Genomic DNA, 20382 nt, shown 5'->3' with positions numbered 1-20382 from the left:
AATCCTCCTGATATTACCGGATATAGCTGCCGCCGTTGACGTCGAGCGTCGCGCCGTTCAACGAGGCCTGCGAGGGGCGCAGTACGAAGGCGACGAGTTCGGCCACATCGGCAGGCGACGCCATCTCGCCGACGGGGATGTCCGCGACCGCTGCCTGCTTGCCATGTTTGGCGATGAAGTCTTCTGCCATGTCGGTGCGCACCCAACCGGGCGCGATGGCGACGGCTGTGACGCCATCTGCGCCGAAACTGCGGGCGATGGATTTCGTGAGGTTCACCAGGGCCGCCTTGGTCGCACCATAAGGCATGGCGTCGGCCGCATAGCCGCGCTGTCCGGCACGGCTCGCCATATTGACGATGCGCCCGCCGCCCGTCGCCTTAAAGTGGCGGATGGCTTCCTTGCAGAGATCGGCGGCGGCGAAGAAATTGATCTGGAACTCCCTTTGCCACGCGGCTTTCCAGTCCTCCGGCGAAGCGTCGATGGAAATCTCCGTGCGGATACCGGCATTGTTGACGAGGCCATGAATACGCCCGGCGGCAGCGAACGCTTCCCGCAAAAGCGCAAACGGGCCGTCAGCCGCGGAAAGATCGGCCTGCACCAGCAAGCCGTTGCCGTTGATGCGGGCAAGGAGCGCCTCGGCACCCGCCCTATCCCGTCCGTAGTGAATGATCGGCCGGGCGCCCTCCGCTGCCAGCCGTTCGACGATGGCGGCGCCGATGCCGCCCGATGCGCCGGTGACAAGAACGGTCTGTCCCTGCAATGGCTTTTCCATGGTTCTACCTCAACAGACCGACCTGCGGCCCCCACGTATCCGACAGCGCGAAACCGGCGGCGAAAGGATCGTCGGGGTCGAGACGCAGGTGCGAGCGGCCATAGACATAGCCGCGGCCGGTGATGCGCGGCAGCACAGCGCGGCGCCCGCCGATCTCCGTCTCGCCGATCGCCTCGGCCAGAAATTCTCCGCCGATGATGGAGCGGGAGATGCGGGCATCGCCCACCGACACCTCGCCGCGGGCAAACAGCGCGGCGAGATTGGCGGAGCTTCCCGTGCCGCAAGGTGACCGGTCGACACGGCCTGGCTGGAGCGTGGTGCAGGTGCGGATCGCGCCGTCAGGCTCGCGGTCGCGGAACATGACATAGGCGATCTCATCGACACCGGTCAGCGTCGGGTGCCGCACCTTCACCTGATCGGCGAGAACCCGCTTCAGTTCGATACCGGCTTCGGCGAGCGCCCGGGCGTTGTCCGGCGCGATGGCGAGACCGACCTGACCGACGTCCACCAGCGCATAATAGACACCGCCGAAAGCGATATCGACGGTGATGCGGCCCCAGGGTGTATCGATGGTGTGGTCCAGAACCTCGGCAAAACTCGGCACGTTGTCGAGGCTGACGGAAAGGCAACGTCCGCCGTCACAGCGCGCCCGCGCCACGATCAGGCCGGCCGGCGTATCGAGGCGAACCATGGTCTCCGGCTCGCGCATCGCTATCCGGCCGCTTTCGAGAAGCGCCGTGACGACGCAGATGCAATTGCTGCCGGACATCGGATGCGCCCGATCGGCCTGCAGCACGATGAAGCCGGCATCCGCATCGTCCCGCGTCGGCGCAACGATGAGGTTCACCGACTGGGCAACATGGGCGCGCGGCTCGAAGGTGACGAAGCGGCGGAGGCTGTCGTCCACCGTGTTGATATGGTTCATCTTGTCGAGCATCGTGGCGCCGGGAATCTCCGGTGCGCCGCCCATCAGCACATGGCCGAGCTCGCCCTGGCAGTGGACGAGCAGCAGGTCGAGAGATTTTTCGAAGTGCATGGCGCCGGTCCTTACTTGATGTACCAGCCCCAGGGATCTTCGCTCACATATTTCGTGATCTGTTTGGTCTCCAGATAGTTGTCGAGACCCCAGCGGCCGAGCTCGCGACCGATGCCGGATTCCTTGTAGCCGCCCCAGGGCGCTTCGGTGAAGGTCGGCTGGGAGCAGTTGATCCAGACGATACCGGCGCGGAAGGCTTTCGCCACGCGCTCGGCACGCGCATCGTCCGCCGACATGACGGCGGCGGCGAGGCCGAAGCGGCTGTCGTTGGCGAGTGCGATGGCCTCCTCTTCCGACGTGAAGGGGCGCAGGCAGACGACGGGGCCAAAAATCTCTTCCCTCCAGGCGGCGCTGTCGAGCGGCACGTCGGTCAGAATGGTCGGGCGCAGGTAATAGCCCTTGTCGAAGCCTTCCGGCCGGGTGCCGCCACAGGCGATTGTTGCACCCGCGGACTTCGCTGCCGCGATGGCGGCAAGGACCTGTTCGTACTGTTTCTTCGAGACGAGCGGGCCGAGCAGCACGCCGTCCTCAAGGCCGCTGCCGATGCGGATGCGGCTCGTCTCCTCGATCAACCGCGCCAGCAGTCGGTCGTAGATGCCTTGCTGCACCAGCACGCGCGAGGTGGCGGAGCAGACCTGGCCCTGGTTCCAGAAGATGCCGAAGAAGATCCATTCCACGGCCTTTTCGATATCGCTGTCATCGAAGACGACAAAGGGCGACTTGCCGCCGAGTTCGAGGCTTATGCGCTTGATGTCGCGGGCCGCGGCGGCCATGATCTTCGAGCCGACCGGGCCGGAACCGGTGAAGGCGAGCTTGTCGACCTGGCTGTGATCGATGATCGCCTGTCCGGTAATGGAGCCCGCACCGGTGACGATGTTGAGCACGCCGGGCGGCAGGCTGGCCTCGTCGGCGATGTCCGCGAGTTCCAGCGCGGTCAGCGAAGTGATTTCAGCGGGCTTCAGCACCACGGTGCAGCCGGCAGCGAGCGCCGGGGCAACCTTCCATGACGCCATCAGCAGCGGGTAGTTCCATGGGATAATGGCGCCGGCGACACCGATCGGCTCACGCACTGCCTTGGACGTAAAGCGATCGTCGGGAAGCGCAATGGGTTCTTCCGGATTGGTGTCGAGCTGCTCGGCGAGGTCGGCATAGAAGTCAAAGCAGCCGGCAGCATCGGCGATATCCCAGTCGGCTTCCGGGAAAGGCTTGCCGTTGTCGATGACTTCGAGGCGGGCGATCTCGGTCTGCCTGGCGCGGATGCCGGCGGCGATGGCGCGCAGGTATTTTGCGCGCTCGGCACCTGATGTCTGCGGCCAGCCGTCCTTGTCGAAGGCCCGGCGGGCGGCCTTGACGGCTGTGTCGACATCCTCGGCCGTGGCGGCGGCGATATGGTGGATCACCTCTTCCGTCGCCGGGTTGATCACCTCAAGGGTCTTGCCGTCGGAAGACGGCTTCCACGTCCCGTCGATATAGAGTTCGCTTCGCATGGGTAGTCCTTTCAGAAACGGTCGACGCGGTAGGGTTTGAGATCGATGGGCGGTGCGGCGCCCGTCACGAGGTCGGCGATCAGCCGGCCGGTCGTGGCGGCATAGGTGAGGCCAAGATGGCCGTGGCCGGTAGCATACAAGACGTTCCTGCGCTTTGCCGAGGGGCCGATGACCGGCACCGTATCCGGCAGCGCCGGGCGATGGCCCATCCATTCGGTGGTCTGGTCGGCCTTGAGATCCGGCAGCGCTTCCTTCGCGCGCTTCACCAATATTTTGGCGCGGCGGTAATCCGGGGGGGCATCGAGGCCAGCCATCTCCACCGTGCCGCCGACGCGGATGCCGCCCGCCGTCGGCGTTACCATGAAGGCGCGGGCGGGCCAGATGATCGAGTGGCGCATGGAAATGCTGGGCGCCATGATCTGCGTGTGATAGCCGCGCTCGGTCTCGAGCGGGATCGGCTCGCCGAGCAGTTTCGACAGGCGGCCGGTAAAGGCGCCGGCCGCCAGCACGACACGATCGGCAGCAAGACGGCGGCCATCGGCCAGCCTCAGAGCCGAAACGCTCCCGTCATATTCCTCGAAGCCGGCAACGTCGCCGGTTTGAATCACGCCGCCCAGGGCCTGGAACTGTGCCGCAAGCGCCATCACCAGCTTGTAGGGATCGGCGATGGAGCGATTGTCGGGAAAGCGCACGGCCTTGGCGATCTTCGTCGTCAAGGCCGGTTCGAGATCGCGGATGGCATTGCCGCCGAGGACGTCGTGGCGGAAGCCGAAGCGTTCGAGGATTTCGATGTGTTCGCGATCGGCGTGGAATTCCGCCTCGTCGGCATAGAGACTGAGGCAACCTTCAGCACTTAGCATCCCGGTGAGGCCGGTCTCCTTCAACAGGGCATCGAGATCCTCATGGACGCGGCAACACAGCGCCGCACCCGCCGCTTCAAGTTTGCGCAGCCTGGAGGGCCGGCTGGCCGAAAGGAAACGCAGGAACCACGGCACGAGCTTCGGCATATAGGCGGGACGGATGCGCACCGGCCCCTCGGGGTCGAGCAGCCATTTCGGCATCTGCGCCCAGACACCGGGACGCGAGGCGGGCATGAACTCGGTGACTGCGATGCTCGCCATATTGCCGTAGGAGGCGCCCGTGCCGGGCGCATCGCGGTCGACCAGCGTCACGGAGAAACCGCGGCGCTGGAGGGCATAGGCGATGGTGGTGCCGATGATGCCGGCGCCGACGACGGCGATGGATGACACGGATATGCTCCTGCGAAGGGGTGCCGGAGGCGATGGCCTCCGGCTCAGTCTTGTCAGTTGAGGATCGGCGCGATGGCCGCGCGGAAATCGGCCTTTTCCTGCTCGGTCAGTTCGCCGAGCGGCGCACGGCAGGTGCCGACCAGCGTGCCCTGGAGCTCGCAGCCATATTTGATCTTCTGCACGAACTTCCCACTCTCCAGGATGTTCATGGCGCGGTAGAGCACCGTCATCTTCGCCCGTGCCTTCGCAAGGTCACCCGAACGGAAGGTCCTGTCGAGTTCGACGCAGGCGTCCGCCATGCAGTTGGCCGGGCCGCAGATCCAGCAATCGGCGCCCCAGAACATGAAGTCGAGCGCGATATCGTCCGAGCCGGAGATGAGATCGATACGGCCGTTGTAGCGGGCATGGATATCGACGGCGCGCTGCAGCACGCCCGAGCTCTCCTTGATGCCGATGACGCGCGGGTCGTCGGCGAGTGCATCCATCAGATCGAAGCCGATTTCTACGCCGTCTTTCGGCGGGTAATTGTACATGATGAGATTGATGTCGGTGGCATCGAGCACGGCGCGGTAATGGGCAAGCAGCTCTTCCTGCGTCGGGCGTGTGTAGAAGGGCGTGGCGAGCAGCACTGTGTCGTAGCCGATTTCTCGGGCGCGCAGCGTGTTCTCGATGACCTCGCGGGTGGCTGGTGCGTTGGTGCCGGCGATCAGCGTCTCGCCCTCGATGGCGAAATCCTTGACGAATGTCAGCACGTCCTCGCGCTCTTCGTTCGACAGCGAAAAGTATTCGCCCGTCGAGCCCATCGGCACCCAGCCGGTGACGCCGGCAGCGCGCAGGCTGGCAAGATGCTTCTCGAATGCTTTGAAATCGACCCGGTTGTTGGCGTCGAAGGGGGTGATGAGGGCGGGCATGACGCCGGACAGTTTCATGGTCTTTCTCCTAGATGGCGAGTTTCTTGAGGATGCGGCCTTCGACGAGCGTGACGGCGCGCGTCAGCGGAAAGGCGATGGCGAAGTAGATGAGGGCGACAATGGTCAGCACCTCGACGGGGCGGGCCGTGTTGTTGGAAATATTCTGGCCGACGAACATCAGGTCGGCCATGCCGACGGCCGAGACGAGCGCGCTTTCCTTGAACAGGCTGACGCAGTTTGACAGCAGCGTTGGAATGGCGCGCAGTACCGCTTGCGGCAGGATCACATTGACCACCTGAACGTGGCGCGGCAGGCCGAGCGCGATGCAGGCGTCCAACTGCTCGCGGCCGACGGACTTCAGCGACGCCCGAAACGTCTCGCTGGTGATGGCGCCCATATAGAGCGTGAGCGCAATGACGCCGGAGGCGAGGTTCGAGAGTTCGACGCCGAGGACCAGCGGCAGGCAGAAGAAGATCCAGAACAGCTGGATCAGCACCGGCGTTCCGCGGAAGAATTCGACATAGACGCTGGCGATGCCGCGGACGATGATGCTCGACGAGGTTCGGGCAAGACCGACAAGGAAGCCGAGCGAGCAGCCGAGCACGACGCAGATCAGCGTCAGCTTGATCGTCGTCCAGAGGCCGACGGCGAGTGCTTCCTGGAAGCGGAGGAGAACGGAGAAATCGAGCGCCATGTTTTCCTCCTAGGTCGTCAGGATCTGGCGGCGGCGTTCGAGCCAGCCGACGACCTGCGTGACGGGGAACGACACCGCGAAATAGATCAGCGCCGCAATGGTGAAGGTCTCGATCGGCCGGTAGGTCTCGGTCGCCAGCGTTTTCGCCTGGTACATGAGGTCCTGCACCGCGACGATGGCGACCAGCGCGCTCTGCTGGAAGATGACGATGCCATTGGTCAAAAGCACGGGAATGGAGGCGCGCAGCGCATTGGGCAGCACGATATGGAACACACGCTGGAACGGATTGAGCCCGAGCGCGATGCCGGCATCGATCTGCTCGCGCGGCACGGCCTGGATAGCGGCACGATAGGCCTCGGCGTTGAAGGCCATCAGGTTAAGGCCGAGCGCCAGGATGCCCATCGTCATCGAGCCGAGGAAGACGTTGAACAGCATGGGTACGCAATAGAAGAACCAGACGATCTGCACGATCGCCGGCGTGCAGCGGAAGAACTCGACAAAGAGCGTCGCCGGCCAGCGGATGACGGCGATGCGGCTCATGATCAAAAGCGCCAGCGGAAAGCCGAGAATGACGCCGATGAGATTGGCTGCGACCGTCAGCTCCAGCGTGACGACAAGCCCCTCGATCAGCGGGCCAAGCGAGACGGCGTTGAAATCAAATGTATAGTTCACCGCCACCCCCTATTGCTTGATGTGGAAGACGCGGTCGATGAACTCACGCGTGCGCTCCTCGCGCGGCGCGCCCAGCACCTGCTCGGGCGGACCATCCTCGACGACCACGCCCCCGGCGCAGAAGATGACGCGCGATGCGATGTTCTTGGCGAACCACATGTCGTGGGTAACGATCATCATCGGCAGGTTCTGGTTCGCAAGCTGCAGGATGACCTGCTCCACTTCCGCCACCAGTTCCGGATCAAGCGCCGAGGTCACCTCGTCGAACAGCATCAGCTTCGGATCGAGCATCAGAGCGCGGGCAATAGCGACACGCTGCTTCTGCCCGCCGGAAAGCTGGGCGGGGAAGGCATTCGCCTTGGCGCCGAGGCCGAAGCGTTCAAGCAAAGCCTGCGCCCGCTGCGTGGCGCTCGCCTTCTTCTCGCCGCGCACCTTGCACGGGGCGAGCACGAGGTTCTGGATGACGCTCAAATGCGGAAACAGCGTGTAGTGCTGGAACACCATGCCGATGGAGCGGCGCACCTCGGTGTCGATGACCGTCTTCGCCTCCAGGCCGGGTGAGGAGATGTAGGGCTTGCCACCGAAGGTGATGGCGCCGCTGTCGATCTTTTCAAGGCCCATCATCACGCGCAGCAGCGTCGACTTGCCGCCACCCGAAGGACCGATGACGACGACGCGCTCGCCCGGCTTCATCTCGATATCGAGACCCTTCAGCACCTGAATGTGCGGTCCGTAGCTCTTGTGCAGCGACTGTATGGAAACAAGCGGAGCAGATGCGGCGGTCATGCGGATTCTCCAGCCGGGGCATTGGCGGGAAGCCGGGCGAACCCGGCCTCCCGATGATCACTTGGAAGCCTTGAGCACGTCGTCGACAGCCTTCTTGATCAGGGCATCCACGTGGCCGGTCGCGACCCGCTCTTCGAGGAAGATGTTGACCACCTCGACATCGGAGGCGACGAGTTGGTGCGGCAGGCCGAAGGCGACGCCCTGCTTGGCAAGCGCCGGGGTCGGGTTGAGCGCGACGGCCCAATCCGGGTTCGACTGGGTGAAGAGCTGGTTGGTGTCGGAGGCATCGACCAGGATGTCCGCACGACGGGAGACGACCGCAAGGCGTGTCTCGTCATTGCCGGGCAGGCGCAGGATCGTCGCATTCTTGACGGCAGCGGAGATCGCCTTGTCCTGCGCGGTTCCGGACATGACGGCGAGCGTGACATCCGCCTTGTCGATATCGGCGACCGCGGCAGCGCCGGCCGGAACCTTCGGGTTGTCCTTGTTGTAGGCAAGCGAGATCTGGTACTCCATCGCCGGAATGGAGAACTGCACCGCCATGGCGCGGGCTGGCGTGCGGTTCAGTGCCAGCGACACGTCCCATTTGCCGGCCTGGAGGCCCGCGACGATGTTGTCCCAGGTCGTATCGACGAATTCCGGCTTGACCTTCAGCACGTCGGCAAACTCGCGGCAAAGATCGGCGAAGAAGCCGGAATACTCGCCGCTTGCCGGATCACGCATCACATAGGGCGGGGCGACGGCGGCGCCGCAGCGCAGCGTGCCGCTGTTCTGGACACCCTGCCAATACCCTTCGGCCGTCTGGGCCGAGGCGGTCGTGGTCGAAAGACCCGCCACCAGGGCGAGCGCGGCCGTCGCCCGCAGAGCGGACGTCATCACTTTCGAAAGCATGTGTATTCCCCATTTTGAGCGCTGGAATAGCGCGGTTCCACCCGTCGGCTTTGGCCGTTCATTTGGTCTTTTTATGTCGGCTCCGTGTCGACTGGATAATTTATGTCGTCTGCGTGTCGACAAAGTCAAGCGGAAATTTTACGATTGCTGCGCGCCGGTTTTTCTGGCCCAATGGCCGTGAAATGCGGAAAGGGACGTAAGTGTCTGACGAAATTGAAATGAAACGGGTGCGCGGCACCGGCTGGAAAAGCGTCTACGATACGCTGCGCAACGAGATCCTTGCGCTGATCCTGCCGCCCGGCCAGTTGCTCGACGAAACGACGCTGGCCGAACGCTTCGACATGTCGCGCTCACCGGTGCGCGAGGCGCTGATCCGGCTGGCGGGCGAAGACCTGGTGGTGACGCTCTCCAACCGCAGCACCATCGTCGCACCCATCGAGGTGGCGAGCTTTCCGAAGTATGTCGAGGCACTCGACGTTGCCCAGCGCATGAACACCCGGCTTGCCGCGGCGCTCCGCACCGATGCGGACCTGAAGATCATCGCCAAGCGGCAGAAGGAATTCGAGGCGGCGGTGAAGACCGGCCAGCACCTGAAAATGTCGGAGGCCAACAAGCAGTTCCACATGGCTGTCGCCTATGCCGGCAAGAACGCCTATCTCGCCTCCTTCTACGAGCGACTGCTCAACCAGGGCCAGCGCATGCTGCATCTGCATTTCGAATATCTGGAGCGCACCGGCGACGGCTACCTTCTGACGGACGAACACGAGCTGATGCTGGAAGCGATCCGCGCCAAGAATGTCGAACTGGCCGACGAGCTGGCGCACGCCCACACGCGGCAGTTCCAGGACAATTTCATCGCGTTCCTGCGCGAAAACTACACCACCGAAGTCTCTTTCGGCCCCCTTGCTGCTGCGGAATGATCATGCCCCTGCCCCAGAAAATCGGATTCATCGGAACCGGCGCCATCACCGACGCCATGGTGCGCGGCCTTCTCGCGGAGCCTGCGGCCGTGCCGCATGTCATGGTGTCCCAACGTAGCGCCGACATTTCGGCCAGGCTCGCCGCCGATTTCCCGGCCGTGCTCGTCGCCGGCGATAACCAGGCGATCGTCGACGGCTGCGATACGGTCGTGCTGGCGATCCGCCCGCAGATTGCCGAAGAGGTCATTCGCCCCTTGCGGTTTCGCGATGGCCAGACGGTGATCAGCGTTGTCGCTGCCACCGGCCGGTCCGCTTTGCTCGACTGGATCGGCGCGGATGTGCGCCTCTCCCAGGCGATTCCCCTGCCTTTCGTCGCACGGCGCAAAGGCGTTACTGCCGTCTATCCGCCGGACGCGAATACGGCCGCGGTCTTCAACGTGCTCGGCAACGCCGTCGAATGCGAGACGAAAGCGGAATACGATCTGCTCGCCGCGGTCAGCGCCCTGATGGCCACCTATTTCGGCATCATGCACCGCGCGACCGAATGGCTGGCGGAAAACGGCCTGCCGGAGGAAAAGGGCCGGGCCTATCTCGCTCCGTTGTTTTCCAGCCTCTCAGAGACGACGCTTCTCGCCGACAAAGGGACAGACTTCATCGCGCTAAGCCACGAGTTCGCCACTAAGGGCGGCCTGAACGAGCAGGTTTTCCAGGATTTCGACCGCAAGGGCGGAACGGACGCTTTGAAGCTGGCACTGGACCGCGTCCTCAACCGCATCACCGGCTCCGCCTGACAGGCGTCCCTTCAAAGACCGAGCGCGATGCCGTCCTTGCGCGACTCCGAGCCGCCGATCAACGTTCCGTTTTCCCAATCTATGCGGATCGCCTGAGCGCCGCCGATCGGGTCCTCTGTTGGAACGAGGTCAAAGCCGCGGCGCGTCAGCTCATCTGCCGTCGCCGCTGGCAGCGTGCATTCGGCCTCCACGCGTGTTCCGTCCGGGCGAGGCATCACCCGCGGCAGGTCGATCGCCTCCTGCAGATCCATGCCGTAATCGAAGACCTTGGAAAGAAGATGGGCGTGGCCCATCGCCTGATAGTAGCCGCCCATCACGCCGAAAGGCATCTCCGCCCGGCCGCCGCGCGTCACCATCCCGGGAATGATCGTGTGTAGAGGGCGTTTCAGCGGTGCCACCACGTTGGGGTGGCCAGGCTTCAACGAAAAACTCTGACCCCGGTTGTGCAGCACCACCCCCGAGCGCGGCGCGACCAGACCGGTGCCGAAGCTATAGAACACCGAGTTGATGAAGCTGACGGCGTTGCGGTCGCGATCCACGACGGAAATATACACCGTGTCGCGGTGCAGCGGCATGTCGAAGGAGGGCAGATCGGTGAGGGCATGGCGCAGGTCGATCATTGCCACCAACCGGTCGGCCAGGTCATCCGAGAGAATGTCCTTCATCGGCACGTCCGCCTTGTCCGGATCGGCGATCCAGGCATCGCGCGCGGCATAAGCAAGTCGTGTCGCCTCGATTTCGATATGGAGCCGGTCGGGCGATTGCGGGTCACCCGTGGCATCGAAGCGGCTCAGGATGTTGAGGATGAGGAGTGCGATGATGCCCTGCCCGTTCGGCGGGCATTCGTGCACCGTATACCCACGAAAATCGGTGGTGACGGGCGTGACGTATTCGCCCTGCGCGCCAGCAAAATCCTCCGTCGTGTGCAGCCCACCGAGCGAGCGCAGGTAGGTGACCATGTCCTCGGCGACAGGACCGGTATAGAAGCCATCGCGGCCCTCGGCTGCGATACGCTTCAAGGTCGCGGCAAGTTCCGGCTGGCGGTGAACCTCGCCGACCCGCGGCGCCCGCCCGGCCGGCAGGAAAATGCGAGAGGCGGTCGGGTCTGCGGCCAGGACCGTCTCCTCCAACAACCAGTCACGGTGAACGCGCGGGCTGATGCCGTAACCGTCCTCTGCAAACCGGATGGCCGGTGCGAGCACGTCGGCAAAGGGCATGCGGCCGTGATCGGCATGGAGCCGCGTCCACGCATCGATGGCACCTGGAATCGTCACCGACGCGGGCGACTGGCGGGGCACTTCGTCAAGACCGCGCTCGGTGAACCAGTCGAGTGTCAGCGCCGCCGGCGTGCGGCCCGATCCGTTGTAGGCGATGACCCGGTCGGAGCCGTTCGGCGCGAAAAGCACGAAACAATCGCCGCCAATGCCGGTCGAGCCGGGCTCGACGGCACATTGCACGGCCGAGGCGGCGATAGCCGCATCCATGGCATTGCCGCCGGCATCCATGATCTGGAGCGCCGCAAGGGTGGCCGACGGATGCGAGGTCGCAGCCATCGCCTGTCGGGATACCGCGACGGATCGCGTCGGCTTTTCGAAATTGCGCATTTTGTTGTTTCCTCCGGGTATCAGTGTCGTCTCTGGCGGGCTTGCGGTCGCGCGCCGTATCAGGATGTTTCCTGCCGTAGGGAAAAGCCCTTGCCGAACCGGTCGCGCACCTTGCGTGAAAAGGCGGTGACGGTGGCGTGGTCGGCCGAACGCGCTGTCACCAGCACGAACTCCACATCCTCCAAGGGGGGCAAAGCCGGCGGGACAATCTCGCGAAGGCCGGCGGGCGCCAGGCTGCGCGGCTGGACAAGCACCCCCATGCCGGCCCGCGCCGCTGCCGTCAGGCCGCTGAGGCTCTGGCACGAGCAGACGATGCGCCGCGGCGTGCCGCTGCGGTCCAGCGCCTCCATCAGAAGCAGGCGCGTCAGGCTCGGCGGCGGGAACACGATGAGCGGCAGGACCGGTTTTGCCAGCATCGCCTCCGGGTCGCTGGCAAGCCAGACGAGCGGTTCGCGCAGGATGGCATCGCCGCGCTGTTCGCCGATCCGGCGCTTGGCCATGACGAGATCGAGTTCACCGCGGTCCTGCATTTCGGCCAATGTCTTGGAGAGCGCGACGGAAAGCTGGAGATCGACGGAGGGATAGTCGGCGATAAAATCTTCCAACAGCCCTGGCAACTGGCCGCTGACGAGGTCCTCGGAGATGCCGAAGCGGAACGGTCCGCGCGGCGCATCCATCTCGAATTGTGCGGCCGCCTGGCGCTCGAGCGCGAGAAGTTGGCGGGCATGCGGCAACAGCGCCTCTCCGTCCGCCGTCAGCCGGACCAGATGGGTGTCGCGGTCGATGAGCCGCCGCCCCAGCCCGCGCTCCAGCCGTTGCAGGTGCTGGCTGACCGTCGATTGGCCGAGTTTCAATCGTTCTGCGGCAAGCGTAAAACTTTTCGTCTGGGCGACCATGACGAAGCTGCGCAGCTGGACGAGATCAAGCATATCACGATCCATGATAAGCCTTATTGTTTGCATCGAGAAATAGGATAGCTAAAAATACCGGCCTGTCGAGACCTCAACGATACGTGCAGAGATGAAACGTCTTCTTCCCGATACCTTCACCTGGCTCCTTATAAGTGCGGTCATTCTCGCCTCCCTACTGCCGATCTCCGGCGTGGCGGGGGAGTGGTTCAGCGTCGCCACCAACATCGCCATCGCCCTCCTGTTCTTCCTGCACGGTGCGCGCCTCTCCACCGATGTGGTGATCGCCGGCTTCCTGCATTGGCGCCTGCAACTCTTCATTCTCGTCACGACATTCGCCATCTTCCCGCTGCTCGGCCTCGGCCTTGGTCTCTTCTCGCCCTGGCTCATCGACCAGCCGCTCTATCTTGGCCTGCTCTTCCTCTGCGTCCTGCCATCGACAGTGCAGTCGTCGATCGCCTTCACCTCGATTGCCGGCGGCAATGTGCCGGCCGCGATCTGCGCCGCCTCGACGTCGAACATTCTCGGGATTTTCCTGACGCCCGCCCTCGTCGCGCTGCTGTTTTCAGCGGGCGGCCATGTCGGCGTGTCCTTCGACATGGTCTGGAAGATCATGCTTCAGCTCTTCCTGCCGTTCATTGCCGGCCAGGTGCTGCAACCCTTCATCGGAAACTGGGTGCGCTCGAAAAAGACGCTGCTGACGCCCTTCGACCGTGGCTCCATCCTCATGGTCGTCTATCTCGCCTTCTCTGAGGCGGTGACGGAGGGGATTTGGCAGAGGCTCGCGGTGGAAGATCTCGCGCTCCTCCTCGTCATCGACAGCCTGCTGCTTGCGGTGGTCCTCGTCATCACCAGTCTCGGCGGCAGACTGCTCGGCTTCAACCGCGAAGACCGAATTACCGCTGTCTTCTGCGGCTCGAAGAAGAGCCTCGCCAGCGGCGTGCCGATGGCAAGCGTCATCTTTGCCGGCCAGTCGATAGGCGCGATCGTGCTGCCGCTGATGCTCTTCCACCAGATCCAGCTTATGGTCTGCGCCTGGCTTGCCCGCGTCTATGCCGATCGGCAGAAAACCCTGGAGGCCAAGCCTGCTCCTGCCGTCTGACGGTCGGGGGTATCCAGCGTCGTTACGAGTGACCTGTCAGCCCGGAATATCGAAGGGCGGCCAGTCTTCGGTCTTTTCAGCCTGGACCGGCCTTTCGAGATAGGTCGACAACACAACGTAGCTGCGCGTCGCCTTCACCCCCGGCGTGGCATAGAGATGGCCGAGCAACCGCTCGAGCGACTGCGCGCCGTCCGTGCGAACCTTCAGCAGCATGCAGGCATCGCCCGTTACCGAATGAACCTCCTCGACTTCGGGGAACCGCTGGATCGCCATCAGCGCAGTCGTCTTGCCCCAGCCGGCCGTATCGACGTGAACGAAGGCGAGAAGTGTCTTGTCCGTCGCCTGCGGATCGATCAGCGCCGCGACCCGGCGAATGGCGCCGCGTTGGCGCAAGCGCTTGACGCGTTCATGCGCCGCCGGCGCGGAAAGGCCCACCTTCTTGCCCAGCTCTGCGTAGCTCAGGGTCGCGTCCTCCACCAATTCGGCTAACAGCTTTCGATCCATGGCGTCGGATGGCGGCATCGGGCGCGCATTCCGCCGAATGTCATCTGTTTTTTCCATGGCCCTCAATTCCTTCGTTGCTGCCGAATTTTGTTCGCCTATTCTAGCTTTATGCAGAACAGTAATCAACAAACGCCCGGCATGCCCTTATCGGCTATACCGTCCATCGTCTGGACACTGACGGGCTGTATCGGTCTCATCGGGTCGAATTCGCTGGCACTTGGTCCCATTGCGCCTGCCATGGCAGATGCTCTCGGGACCAGCGTGCAGACAGTGATGATCGCTTCGGCCGCCTTCGGTCTCGGCACGGCCGGCGGCGCGCTTGCCCTTGGTCAACTGATCGACCGCATCGGGCCGCAGCGTATGCTGGCCATCACCATGCTGCTGATGGTGTTCGGCTTTGCAGGCGCGGGGGCAGCCGTCGGCCCGGAAATGCTGATCGCTGCGCAATTCGGCCTTGGCATCGCCGCCGGGGTGGCCTTGCCGGCAATCTACACGCTGGCGGCGGTGTCTGGTCCATCCGGGCATGAAAGCCGCACGCTCGGCATCGTGCTCACCGGCTGGACCCTCAGCATGGTGGGCGGCGTGCCGCTCTCGGCCCTGATTGCCGACACGATGGGCTGGCGTGCCTTCTATTTCATCCTCGCCGGCGCCGCCCTCCTTGCCGCCGGCGCACTCGCCCGGCGCACGGACACGAAAGGCGCTGCGGGTGGGCTGCAAACGCCGCTTTCGGCTCTCAAGGTGAAAGGTGTCCTGCCGCTTCTTGCGATCTGCGCCTGCTTCATGGCGTCCTTCTACGGCGTCTACGCCTATCTGGGCGATCACCTGCACGCCGATCTCGGTATGCCGGTCAGCGCAAACGGCCTGGCGACGATCCTCTACGGCATCGGCTTCGGCGCCGCCGTGCTGCTGGATCGCTTTATCGATGCCCATATCGCCCGCCCGCTGCTGCTTTCCATTCTCATGATCTTGGTCACGGCAATTTTTCTCCTGATGTTCGCACTCTCAGGCAGCTTTGTCGGCCTTCTCGCCCTGATGGCGGTCTGGGGGCTGGCCAACCATCTTGGACTCAACGTGCTCATCATGCGCCTGACCTCGCTCGATCCCCGGCAACGGGGCGCCATCATGGGCCTCAACAGCGCCGTCACCTATTTTGCGCTCTTCGCCGGTACGATCAGCCTGGGCGAAGTTTACGGCAGCCAGGGTTTCCGCTCCGTCGTGCTCTGCGCGGTCGGACTGATGCTGGCAAGCGTTGCCATCTCCCTGCTTGCGGCCCGCCGGGGCGTCGCCGTGAAGAGAGACGCCGAGCGCCAGCCCGTCTCCTCCCAGTCGTCGTAATCTTTCATTAACCATAATCTCAGCCCTCCGGCGTGGAACGCTCTCGAATCCGGAAGTCGAGGACGCTACTTGCGATCTGCCTCATTGCCTCAAAGGCCACCCCATTTTGCCTATTTTTTATGCAATCCGCTTCATTCTTGCGCGCCCGCCTCGTGACGCAGATGCCCGCCAGCAGCCGAACGGCGATTTTCTGACCATTTTCGACCCTGATTTCGACTTGGCACGATTAATGCTTTTTACCAGACAGCGGCTGTCGGTCAGGTCTTGAAATGGCTGACAGCTTTGGAACCAGCGTCACGTGAGAGAACGAAATGACTAAGTTTAAGCTCGAATACATCTGGCTCGATGGCTACAAGCCCACCCCGAACCTGCGCGGCAAGACCCTCATCAAGGAATTCGAAGCTTTCCCGACGCTCGACCAGCTTCCGCTCTGGGGCTTCGACGGCTCCTCGACCCTGCAGGCCGAAGGCTCGAGCTCCGACTGCGTCCTGAAGCCGGTAGCCTCCTATCCCGACCCGGAACGCAAAAACGGCGTTCTCGTGCTTTGCGAAGTCATGATGCCCGACGCCAAGACGCCGCATCCGTCCAACACACGCGCTTCGATTCTCGACGACGACGGCGCCTGGTTCGGTTTCGAGCAGGAATATTTCTTCTACCAGAACGGCCGCCCGCTCGGCTTCCCGGATGCCGGCTTCCCCGCTCCGCAGGGTCCGTACTATTGCGGCGTCGGCTTCAGCAATGTCGGCACCATCGCCCGCAAGATCGTTGAAGAGCATCTCGACATCTGCCTTGCTGCCGGTATCAACCATGAAGGCATCAATGCCGAAGTGGCCAAGGGCCAGTGGGAATTCCAGGTGTTCGGCAAGGGTTCGCGCACGGCCGCCGACGAAATCTGGCTCGCCCGCTACCTGCTGCAGCGCCTGACCGAAAAGTATGGCATCGACGTCGAATACCACTGCAAGCCGCTCGGCGACACCGACTGGAACGGCTCGGGCATGCATGCCAACTTCTCGACCGAATATATGCGCGAAGTCGGCGGCAAGGCCTATTTCGAAGACCTCATGGCAGCCTTCGCCGAAGCCCGTGCCGATCACATCGCCGTCTATGGCCCCGACAACCACATGCGCCTGACCGGCAAGCACGAGACCGCCTCGATCCACCAGTTCAGCTACGGCGTGGCTGACCGCGGCGCCTCGATCCGCGTTCCGCACAGCTTCGTCAACAACGACTACCGCGGCTATCTGGAAGACCGCCGCCCGAACTCGCAGGGCGACCCCTACCAGATCGCTTCGCAGATCTTGAAGACGATCTCCACGGTTCCGACCGACATCGAAAACCGCCAGGCGGCTTAACTCCCGCATGGAAACCTGAACGCGCCGGAAAACGGCAGCGTTCACCGATCGGCCTACAGAACGCCCCGCATTTGCGGGGCGTTTTTTGTTGGTCAAAAATTGTGCAGCGGCCGCCGTGCGGCACCACCAGGCGACGCCATGCAAAAACCGCATGCCTACACTGCGCGCATATGCATTTTTTCTGGGCAGACAATTCCCTATCTACAGCTCAACACAAAGGAGTTGATCATGAACGTTTTCGCAAAGCTCAAGAAGAACGCCGCCGAACGCCGTGCCGTCCGCGAACTCAGCGCCCTCGACGACCGCGCCCTGCAGGATCTCGGCATCTCGCGCGCCAACATCCGCTCTGCCGTTGCAGGCCTTCTGGTCCTCGGCTAAGCCATCCCGGCATGCGCTCAAGCGCGTGCCGAAAAGATAGGCGGGCCACGTTTCCGTGGTCGGCATCCCCAAAGCGCTTCGCAGTCTGCGAGGCGTTTTTTTATGCCTGCGCTGAAGAGCATTCGTAGAGAACCCTGTCGGTCGCGGTATCCACGCCAGCCAGGCTGACGCCGTAGCCCCAAAGGCGGCGGATATGGGCGAGGGTCCTGTCGCGCTCGGCCTCGTCCAACAGGACCCCGTTGCGGATCCTGTGGCGCAATCGAAGCTGGCGGTCGCCCAGAAGATCGACGTCCACCACCTGAATGTCCGGCCGGTGGGTGCTGGGATCGTAGTTGCGCGCGAGTGCGGCGCGCACGGCCGAGTAGCCGCGCTCGTCATGGATGGAAGCGACCTCGCAGAAACGGTTGGTGGCGAGGTCGGAGAGGTGGAACAGGCGGAATTTGCGGATCAGCGCCGGGCTCAGATATTGCAGGACGAAGGATTCGTCGCGGTGGTTCTCCCAGGCGTCGATCAGCGTGCCCATCCCGTCGCCATTGCCGGCGATGTCGGGAAACCAGTCCTTGTCCTCCGCGGTCGGTGTCATGCAGATGCGCTCGATATCCTGCATCATCGCAAAACCCAGCGCATAGGGGTTGATGCCGGAAAACCGTGGATCGTCGAAGCCCGGCTGGAACACCACATTGGCATGGCTCGCAAGCAGTTCCAGCATGGCGCCTTCACTCATCCTGCCCTGGTCGAACAGCCGGTTGATGATCGTGTAGTGCACGAAGGTCGCGCAGCCCTCGTTCATCACCTTGGTCTGGCCCTGCGGATAGAAATACTGCGCGATGACGCGAACGATCCGAAGGATTTCCCGCTGCCAGGGTTCCAGGATCAGGCTGTGTTTTTCCAGAAAATAGAGCAGGTTCTCTTCCGGAAGGTTCAGGACCTTCTTGCGCTCCTGCGCCTCTTTCTCTGCTTCCTCTATGCCGACGCTGCCTGCGGAAGTCGGCAGCGTTCGCCACAGATCACTATAGGTCTGTTCCTCATATTCCAGCCTTTCGCGCGTCCGCTCCGTCACCTTTGCCGGCGAAAGCCGGGGCGGGCGGCGATAGTGGAACACGCCCTGATCCATCAGCGCATGGGCTGAATCGAGGATTTCCTCAACCGCGGCAATACCGTGCCGCTCCTCGCACCGGGCGATGTATTTCTTGGCGAAATCCATATAGCCGAGGATCGCACCTGCATCGGTCCACTGGCGGAAGAGATAGTTGTTCTTGAAGAAATGGTTGTGGCCGAAGGCGGCGTGCGCGGTCACCAGTGCCTGCATCGGCATGGTGTTTTCTTCCATGAGATAGGTGATGCAGGGATTGGAATTGATCACCAGTTCGTAGGCGAGCCCCCGACGTCCCTTGCGGTAGAAATGGCTTTCGAACACGAAACGCTTGCCGAAGGACCAGTGCTGATACATCAGCGGCATGCCGATGGAGGAATAGGCGTCGAGCATCTGTTCGGAGGAGATGATTTCGATCTGGTTGGGATAGACATCCAGCCCCATCTCACCGATGGCGATCTCCTCGATCGCCTCATAGGCGCGCGAAAGCGTTGCGAAATTCCATTCGGAACCACTGAACAGCAGGGAGGAAGGGGGCCGTTTTGCCATGTTCCCGCCCTTCACCGGCTGAGTTGCACGGCTTTGTGCCGGGCAAAGAGCTTGCGGAAGACCGGGTAGATGTCAGCTGGTCTTGCAATGCGGGTCATCTGGAAGTTCGGCACCGCGCCGTCGACCTTGCGATAGGCACGCCAGAGCGAGGTGCCGTTGTCTGTCGCGCCGAAAATCTCGCTCTCCCGCTCGTCGATGATCTCGACATAGGCATAGTACTGGCAGAGTTTCATAAGGTCGTCGCGCAGAAGTGCCGCGCAGCGCTCGGAGTCGCCCGTGGCGTTGTCGCCGTCGGAGGCCTGGGCGGCGTAGATGTTCCAGACGTTCGACGGGTAGCGATCCAGGATGATCCGCTGCATCTCCTCGAGCGCCGTCGAAACCACCGTGCCGCCGCTCTGCTTGCTGAAGAAAAAGGTTTCTTCGTCAACCTCGTGCGCCTCGTCCGTGTGGCGGATAAAGACGATGTCGATGCGCTCGTAGCGGCGCTTGAGGAAAAGGTGCAGGAGAACGAAGAAGCGTTTCGCCAGATCCTTTTCGCGTTCGCCCATCGAGGCCGAAACGTCCATCAGGCAGAACATCACAGCACAGGCATTTGGCAGAGGCTGGCGTTCGAAGCGGTTGAAGCGCACGTCGACGGGATCGACATAGGCGATGCGCTTGCGCCGCCGCTCCAGCGCCTCCAGCTCTTCGCGCAGCGCCGCAAGCCGCCGGCGCTGCGGCTGGGAAGGGGTCGGCTCGTTTTCCAGCGCCGCGATCTCGTCGGCGACCGCCTGATATTCCTTTGTACTCGGGCGGTGGAGCGCAATGCGCCGGCCAAAACTGTTGCGCATCGTGCGCCCGACATTGATGTTGCTGGGCGTGCCCGCCGTGGTGAAGCCGACGCGGCGCGGCTTGTAGGTCACCGTTTCCTTGAGGTTGAGCTTGACCATGTCGGGAAGCTCCAGGTCCTCGAAGAAAAGATCGAGCACCTCGTCGCGCGACAGGATGAAGAGAAAATCGTCGTCGCCTTCGCCACGCCCGGTACCACGACCGCCACCCTGGCCGCCGCCAGCATCCGGTTTGCCGATCCGGTCGCCCGCCGAAAAACTCTCGTTGCCAGGCAGGACGTGATGCCGTTCGCCGCTGTTTGAGGCGTTGCGGAAACTGGGTTCGTCGGCACCGCGCTTTGGCACGGGCACGCCATGGGCGGTATCGACATCGGCGATCTTGTCGGAGCGGACCTGATCGCGGATCGAGCGCTTCAACTCGTCATGCACCCGCTTCAGGAAACGTTGCCGGTTGCCGAGGCTGCGGTCCTTGGGGTTCAGCCGGCGATCGATGAAATTCGGCATGGGCCGACTCCCGTTT

Annotated in this window: 20 protein-coding genes; 6 read left to right on the top strand and 14 right to left on the bottom strand. The window is 63.2% G+C overall.

Annotation, left to right across the window (positions count from 1 at the left end; all coding sequences use genetic code 11):
* Positions 1-13: 13 nt before the first annotated feature.
* The 9 genes from AC1RT2_RS15230 to AC1RT2_RS15190 are packed head-to-tail and all read right to left on the bottom strand — an operon-like array spanning position 14 to position 8499.
* Positions 14-772 carry an SDR family NAD(P)-dependent oxidoreductase gene (locus tag AC1RT2_RS15230; RefSeq protein WP_069062156.1) on the bottom strand — a complete coding sequence of 253 codons (759 nt, stop codon included), beginning with the start codon at positions 770-772 and terminating at the stop codon, positions 14-16.
* Between the two features lie 4 nt (positions 773-776).
* Complete coding sequence (locus tag AC1RT2_RS15225) at positions 777-1808, bottom strand: proline racemase family protein (protein WP_493103114.1); 1032 nt, start codon at positions 1806-1808, stop codon at positions 777-779.
* 11 nt (positions 1809-1819) lie between these two features.
* Positions 1820-3295, bottom strand: coding sequence for an aldehyde dehydrogenase family protein (locus AC1RT2_RS15220; RefSeq protein ID WP_493103112.1), 1476 nt, complete (start codon positions 3293-3295; stop codon positions 1820-1822).
* 11 nt (positions 3296-3306) lie between these two features.
* A complete protein-coding gene (locus AC1RT2_RS15215) occupies positions 3307-4545 on the bottom strand; it encodes an NAD(P)/FAD-dependent oxidoreductase (RefSeq protein ID WP_493103110.1) in 1239 nt (412 codons plus the stop codon).
* A 53-nt stretch (positions 4546-4598) separates the two neighbouring features.
* A complete protein-coding gene (dapA, locus tag AC1RT2_RS15210; RefSeq protein ID WP_493103108.1) occupies positions 4599-5474 on the bottom strand; it encodes a 4-hydroxy-tetrahydrodipicolinate synthase in 876 nt (291 codons plus the stop codon).
* Between the two features lie 10 nt (positions 5475-5484).
* On the bottom strand, positions 5485-6150 hold the full coding sequence (locus AC1RT2_RS15205) for an amino acid ABC transporter permease (protein WP_493103106.1): 666 nt from the start codon (positions 6148-6150) through the stop codon (positions 5485-5487).
* 9 nt (positions 6151-6159) lie between these two features.
* Entirely contained in the window at positions 6160-6822 is a 663-nt protein-coding gene (locus AC1RT2_RS15200; protein WP_069063652.1) for an amino acid ABC transporter permease, read from the bottom strand.
* A 9-nt stretch (positions 6823-6831) separates the two neighbouring features.
* A complete protein-coding gene (locus tag AC1RT2_RS15195) occupies positions 6832-7608 on the bottom strand; it encodes an amino acid ABC transporter ATP-binding protein (RefSeq protein WP_493103104.1) in 777 nt (258 codons plus the stop codon).
* A 57-nt stretch (positions 7609-7665) separates the two neighbouring features.
* A complete protein-coding gene (locus tag AC1RT2_RS15190) occupies positions 7666-8499 on the bottom strand; it encodes a substrate-binding periplasmic protein (RefSeq protein ID WP_493103101.1) in 834 nt (277 codons plus the stop codon).
* A 200-nt stretch (positions 8500-8699) separates the two neighbouring features.
* Between AC1RT2_RS15190 and AC1RT2_RS15185 the strand changes: the two genes are divergently transcribed.
* Together AC1RT2_RS15185 and AC1RT2_RS15180 are read left to right on the top strand one after the other, a co-directional pair.
* On the top strand, positions 8700-9419 hold the full coding sequence (locus tag AC1RT2_RS15185; protein ID WP_069062163.1) for a GntR family transcriptional regulator: 720 nt from the start codon (positions 8700-8702) through the stop codon (positions 9417-9419).
* A gap of 2 nt (positions 9420-9421) precedes the next feature.
* On the top strand, positions 9422-10210 hold the full coding sequence (locus AC1RT2_RS15180; protein ID WP_493103099.1) for a pyrroline-5-carboxylate reductase: 789 nt from the start codon (positions 9422-9424) through the stop codon (positions 10208-10210).
* 11 nt (positions 10211-10221) lie between these two features.
* Here the strand turns inward: AC1RT2_RS15180 and ggt are convergent, their stop codons facing one another.
* A complete protein-coding gene (gene ggt, locus AC1RT2_RS15175) occupies positions 10222-11814 on the bottom strand; it encodes a gamma-glutamyltransferase (RefSeq protein WP_493103097.1) in 1593 nt (530 codons plus the stop codon).
* Positions 11815-11873: 59 nt separating this feature from the next.
* The gene (locus AC1RT2_RS15170; protein WP_493103095.1) at positions 11874-12743 is read right to left on the bottom strand and encodes a LysR family transcriptional regulator; all 870 of its coding nucleotides are present in this window, start codon (positions 12741-12743) and stop codon (positions 11874-11876) included.
* A gap of 91 nt (positions 12744-12834) precedes the next feature.
* On the opposite strand from AC1RT2_RS15170, the gene AC1RT2_RS15165 reads away from it, so the two are divergent.
* Complete coding sequence (locus AC1RT2_RS15165) at positions 12835-13824, top strand: bile acid:sodium symporter family protein (protein ID WP_493103093.1); 990 nt, start codon at positions 12835-12837, stop codon at positions 13822-13824.
* Between the two features lie 36 nt (positions 13825-13860).
* Here the strand turns inward: AC1RT2_RS15165 and AC1RT2_RS15160 are convergent, their stop codons facing one another.
* Positions 13861-14385 (bottom strand): Lrp/AsnC family transcriptional regulator, encoded by a 525-nt coding sequence (locus tag AC1RT2_RS15160; protein ID WP_493103091.1) that lies wholly within the window; start codon positions 14383-14385, stop codon positions 13861-13863.
* A gap of 51 nt (positions 14386-14436) precedes the next feature.
* Between AC1RT2_RS15160 and AC1RT2_RS15155 the strand changes: the two genes are divergently transcribed.
* The 3 genes from AC1RT2_RS15155 (at position 14437) to AC1RT2_RS15145 (ending at position 17393) form a co-directional block, all read left to right on the top strand.
* The gene (locus tag AC1RT2_RS15155; RefSeq protein ID WP_493103089.1) at positions 14437-15663 is read left to right on the top strand and encodes an MFS transporter; all 1227 of its coding nucleotides are present in this window, start codon (positions 14437-14439) and stop codon (positions 15661-15663) included.
* Between the two features lie 311 nt (positions 15664-15974).
* Positions 15975-17015, top strand: coding sequence for a glutamine synthetase beta-grasp domain-containing protein (locus AC1RT2_RS15150; RefSeq protein WP_493103087.1), 1041 nt, complete (start codon positions 15975-15977; stop codon positions 17013-17015).
* 228 nt (positions 17016-17243) lie between these two features.
* Entirely contained in the window at positions 17244-17393 is a 150-nt protein-coding gene (locus AC1RT2_RS15145; protein WP_083243217.1) for a DUF1127 domain-containing protein, read from the top strand.
* 100 nt (positions 17394-17493) lie between these two features.
* On the opposite strand, the gene AC1RT2_RS15140 is transcribed toward AC1RT2_RS15145, so the two are convergent.
* Positions 17494-19035 carry a SpoVR family protein gene (locus AC1RT2_RS15140; RefSeq protein ID WP_493103085.1) on the bottom strand — a complete coding sequence of 514 codons (1542 nt, stop codon included), beginning with the start codon at positions 19033-19035 and terminating at the stop codon, positions 17494-17496.
* 11 nt (positions 19036-19046) lie between these two features.
* Complete coding sequence (locus AC1RT2_RS15135; protein WP_493103083.1) at positions 19047-20366, bottom strand: YeaH/YhbH family protein; 1320 nt, start codon at positions 20364-20366, stop codon at positions 19047-19049.
* Positions 20367-20382 lie beyond the last annotated feature (16 nt).

This window comes from Shinella sp. GW821-FHT11G07 (assembly GCF_058808115.1).
The sequence above is the reverse complement of the archived record's forward strand: the minus strand, read 5'-3'. Positions and strand labels throughout refer to the sequence as shown.

Excerpts from the sequence above, each read along its gene's own strand:
- AC1RT2_RS15220 (WP_493103112.1), bottom strand. The coding sequence starts at position 3,295 with ATGCGAAGCGAACTCTATATCGACGGGACGTGGAAGCCGTCTTCCGAC.
- ggt (WP_493103097.1), bottom strand. The coding sequence starts at position 11,814 with ATGCGCAATTTCGAAAAGCCGACGCGATCCGTCGCGGTATCCCGACAG.
- AC1RT2_RS15205 (WP_493103106.1), bottom strand. The coding sequence starts at position 6,150 with ATGGCGCTCGATTTCTCCGTTCTCCTCCGCTTCCAGGAAGCACTCGCC.
- AC1RT2_RS15160 (WP_493103091.1), bottom strand. The coding sequence starts at position 14,385 with ATGGAAAAAACAGATGACATTCGGCGGAATGCGCGCCCGATGCCGCCA.
- AC1RT2_RS15155 (WP_493103089.1), top strand. The coding sequence starts at position 14,437 with ATGCAGAACAGTAATCAACAAACGCCCGGCATGCCCTTATCGGCTATA.
- AC1RT2_RS15225 (WP_493103114.1), bottom strand. The coding sequence starts at position 1,808 with ATGCACTTCGAAAAATCTCTCGACCTGCTGCTCGTCCACTGCCAGGGC.
- AC1RT2_RS15170 (WP_493103095.1), bottom strand. The coding sequence starts at position 12,743 with ATGCTTGATCTCGTCCAGCTGCGCAGCTTCGTCATGGTCGCCCAGACG.
- dapA (WP_493103108.1), bottom strand. The coding sequence starts at position 5,474 with ATGAAACTGTCCGGCGTCATGCCCGCCCTCATCACCCCCTTCGACGCC.
- AC1RT2_RS15145 (WP_083243217.1), top strand. The coding sequence starts at position 17,244 with ATGAACGTTTTCGCAAAGCTCAAGAAGAACGCCGCCGAACGCCGTGCC.
- AC1RT2_RS15230 (WP_069062156.1), bottom strand. The coding sequence starts at position 772 with ATGGAAAAGCCATTGCAGGGACAGACCGTTCTTGTCACCGGCGCATCG.
- AC1RT2_RS15165 (WP_493103093.1), top strand. The coding sequence starts at position 12,835 with ATGAAACGTCTTCTTCCCGATACCTTCACCTGGCTCCTTATAAGTGCG.
- AC1RT2_RS15195 (WP_493103104.1), bottom strand. The coding sequence starts at position 7,608 with ATGACCGCCGCATCTGCTCCGCTTGTTTCCATACAGTCGCTGCACAAG.
- AC1RT2_RS15190 (WP_493103101.1), bottom strand. The coding sequence starts at position 8,499 with ATGCTTTCGAAAGTGATGACGTCCGCTCTGCGGGCGACGGCCGCGCTC.
- AC1RT2_RS15135 (WP_493103083.1), bottom strand. The coding sequence starts at position 20,366 with ATGCCGAATTTCATCGATCGCCGGCTGAACCCCAAGGACCGCAGCCTC.
- AC1RT2_RS15140 (WP_493103085.1), bottom strand. The coding sequence starts at position 19,035 with ATGGCAAAACGGCCCCCTTCCTCCCTGCTGTTCAGTGGTTCCGAATGG.
- AC1RT2_RS15150 (WP_493103087.1), top strand. The coding sequence starts at position 15,975 with ATGACTAAGTTTAAGCTCGAATACATCTGGCTCGATGGCTACAAGCCC.
- AC1RT2_RS15180 (WP_493103099.1), top strand. The coding sequence starts at position 9,422 with ATGCCCCTGCCCCAGAAAATCGGATTCATCGGAACCGGCGCCATCACC.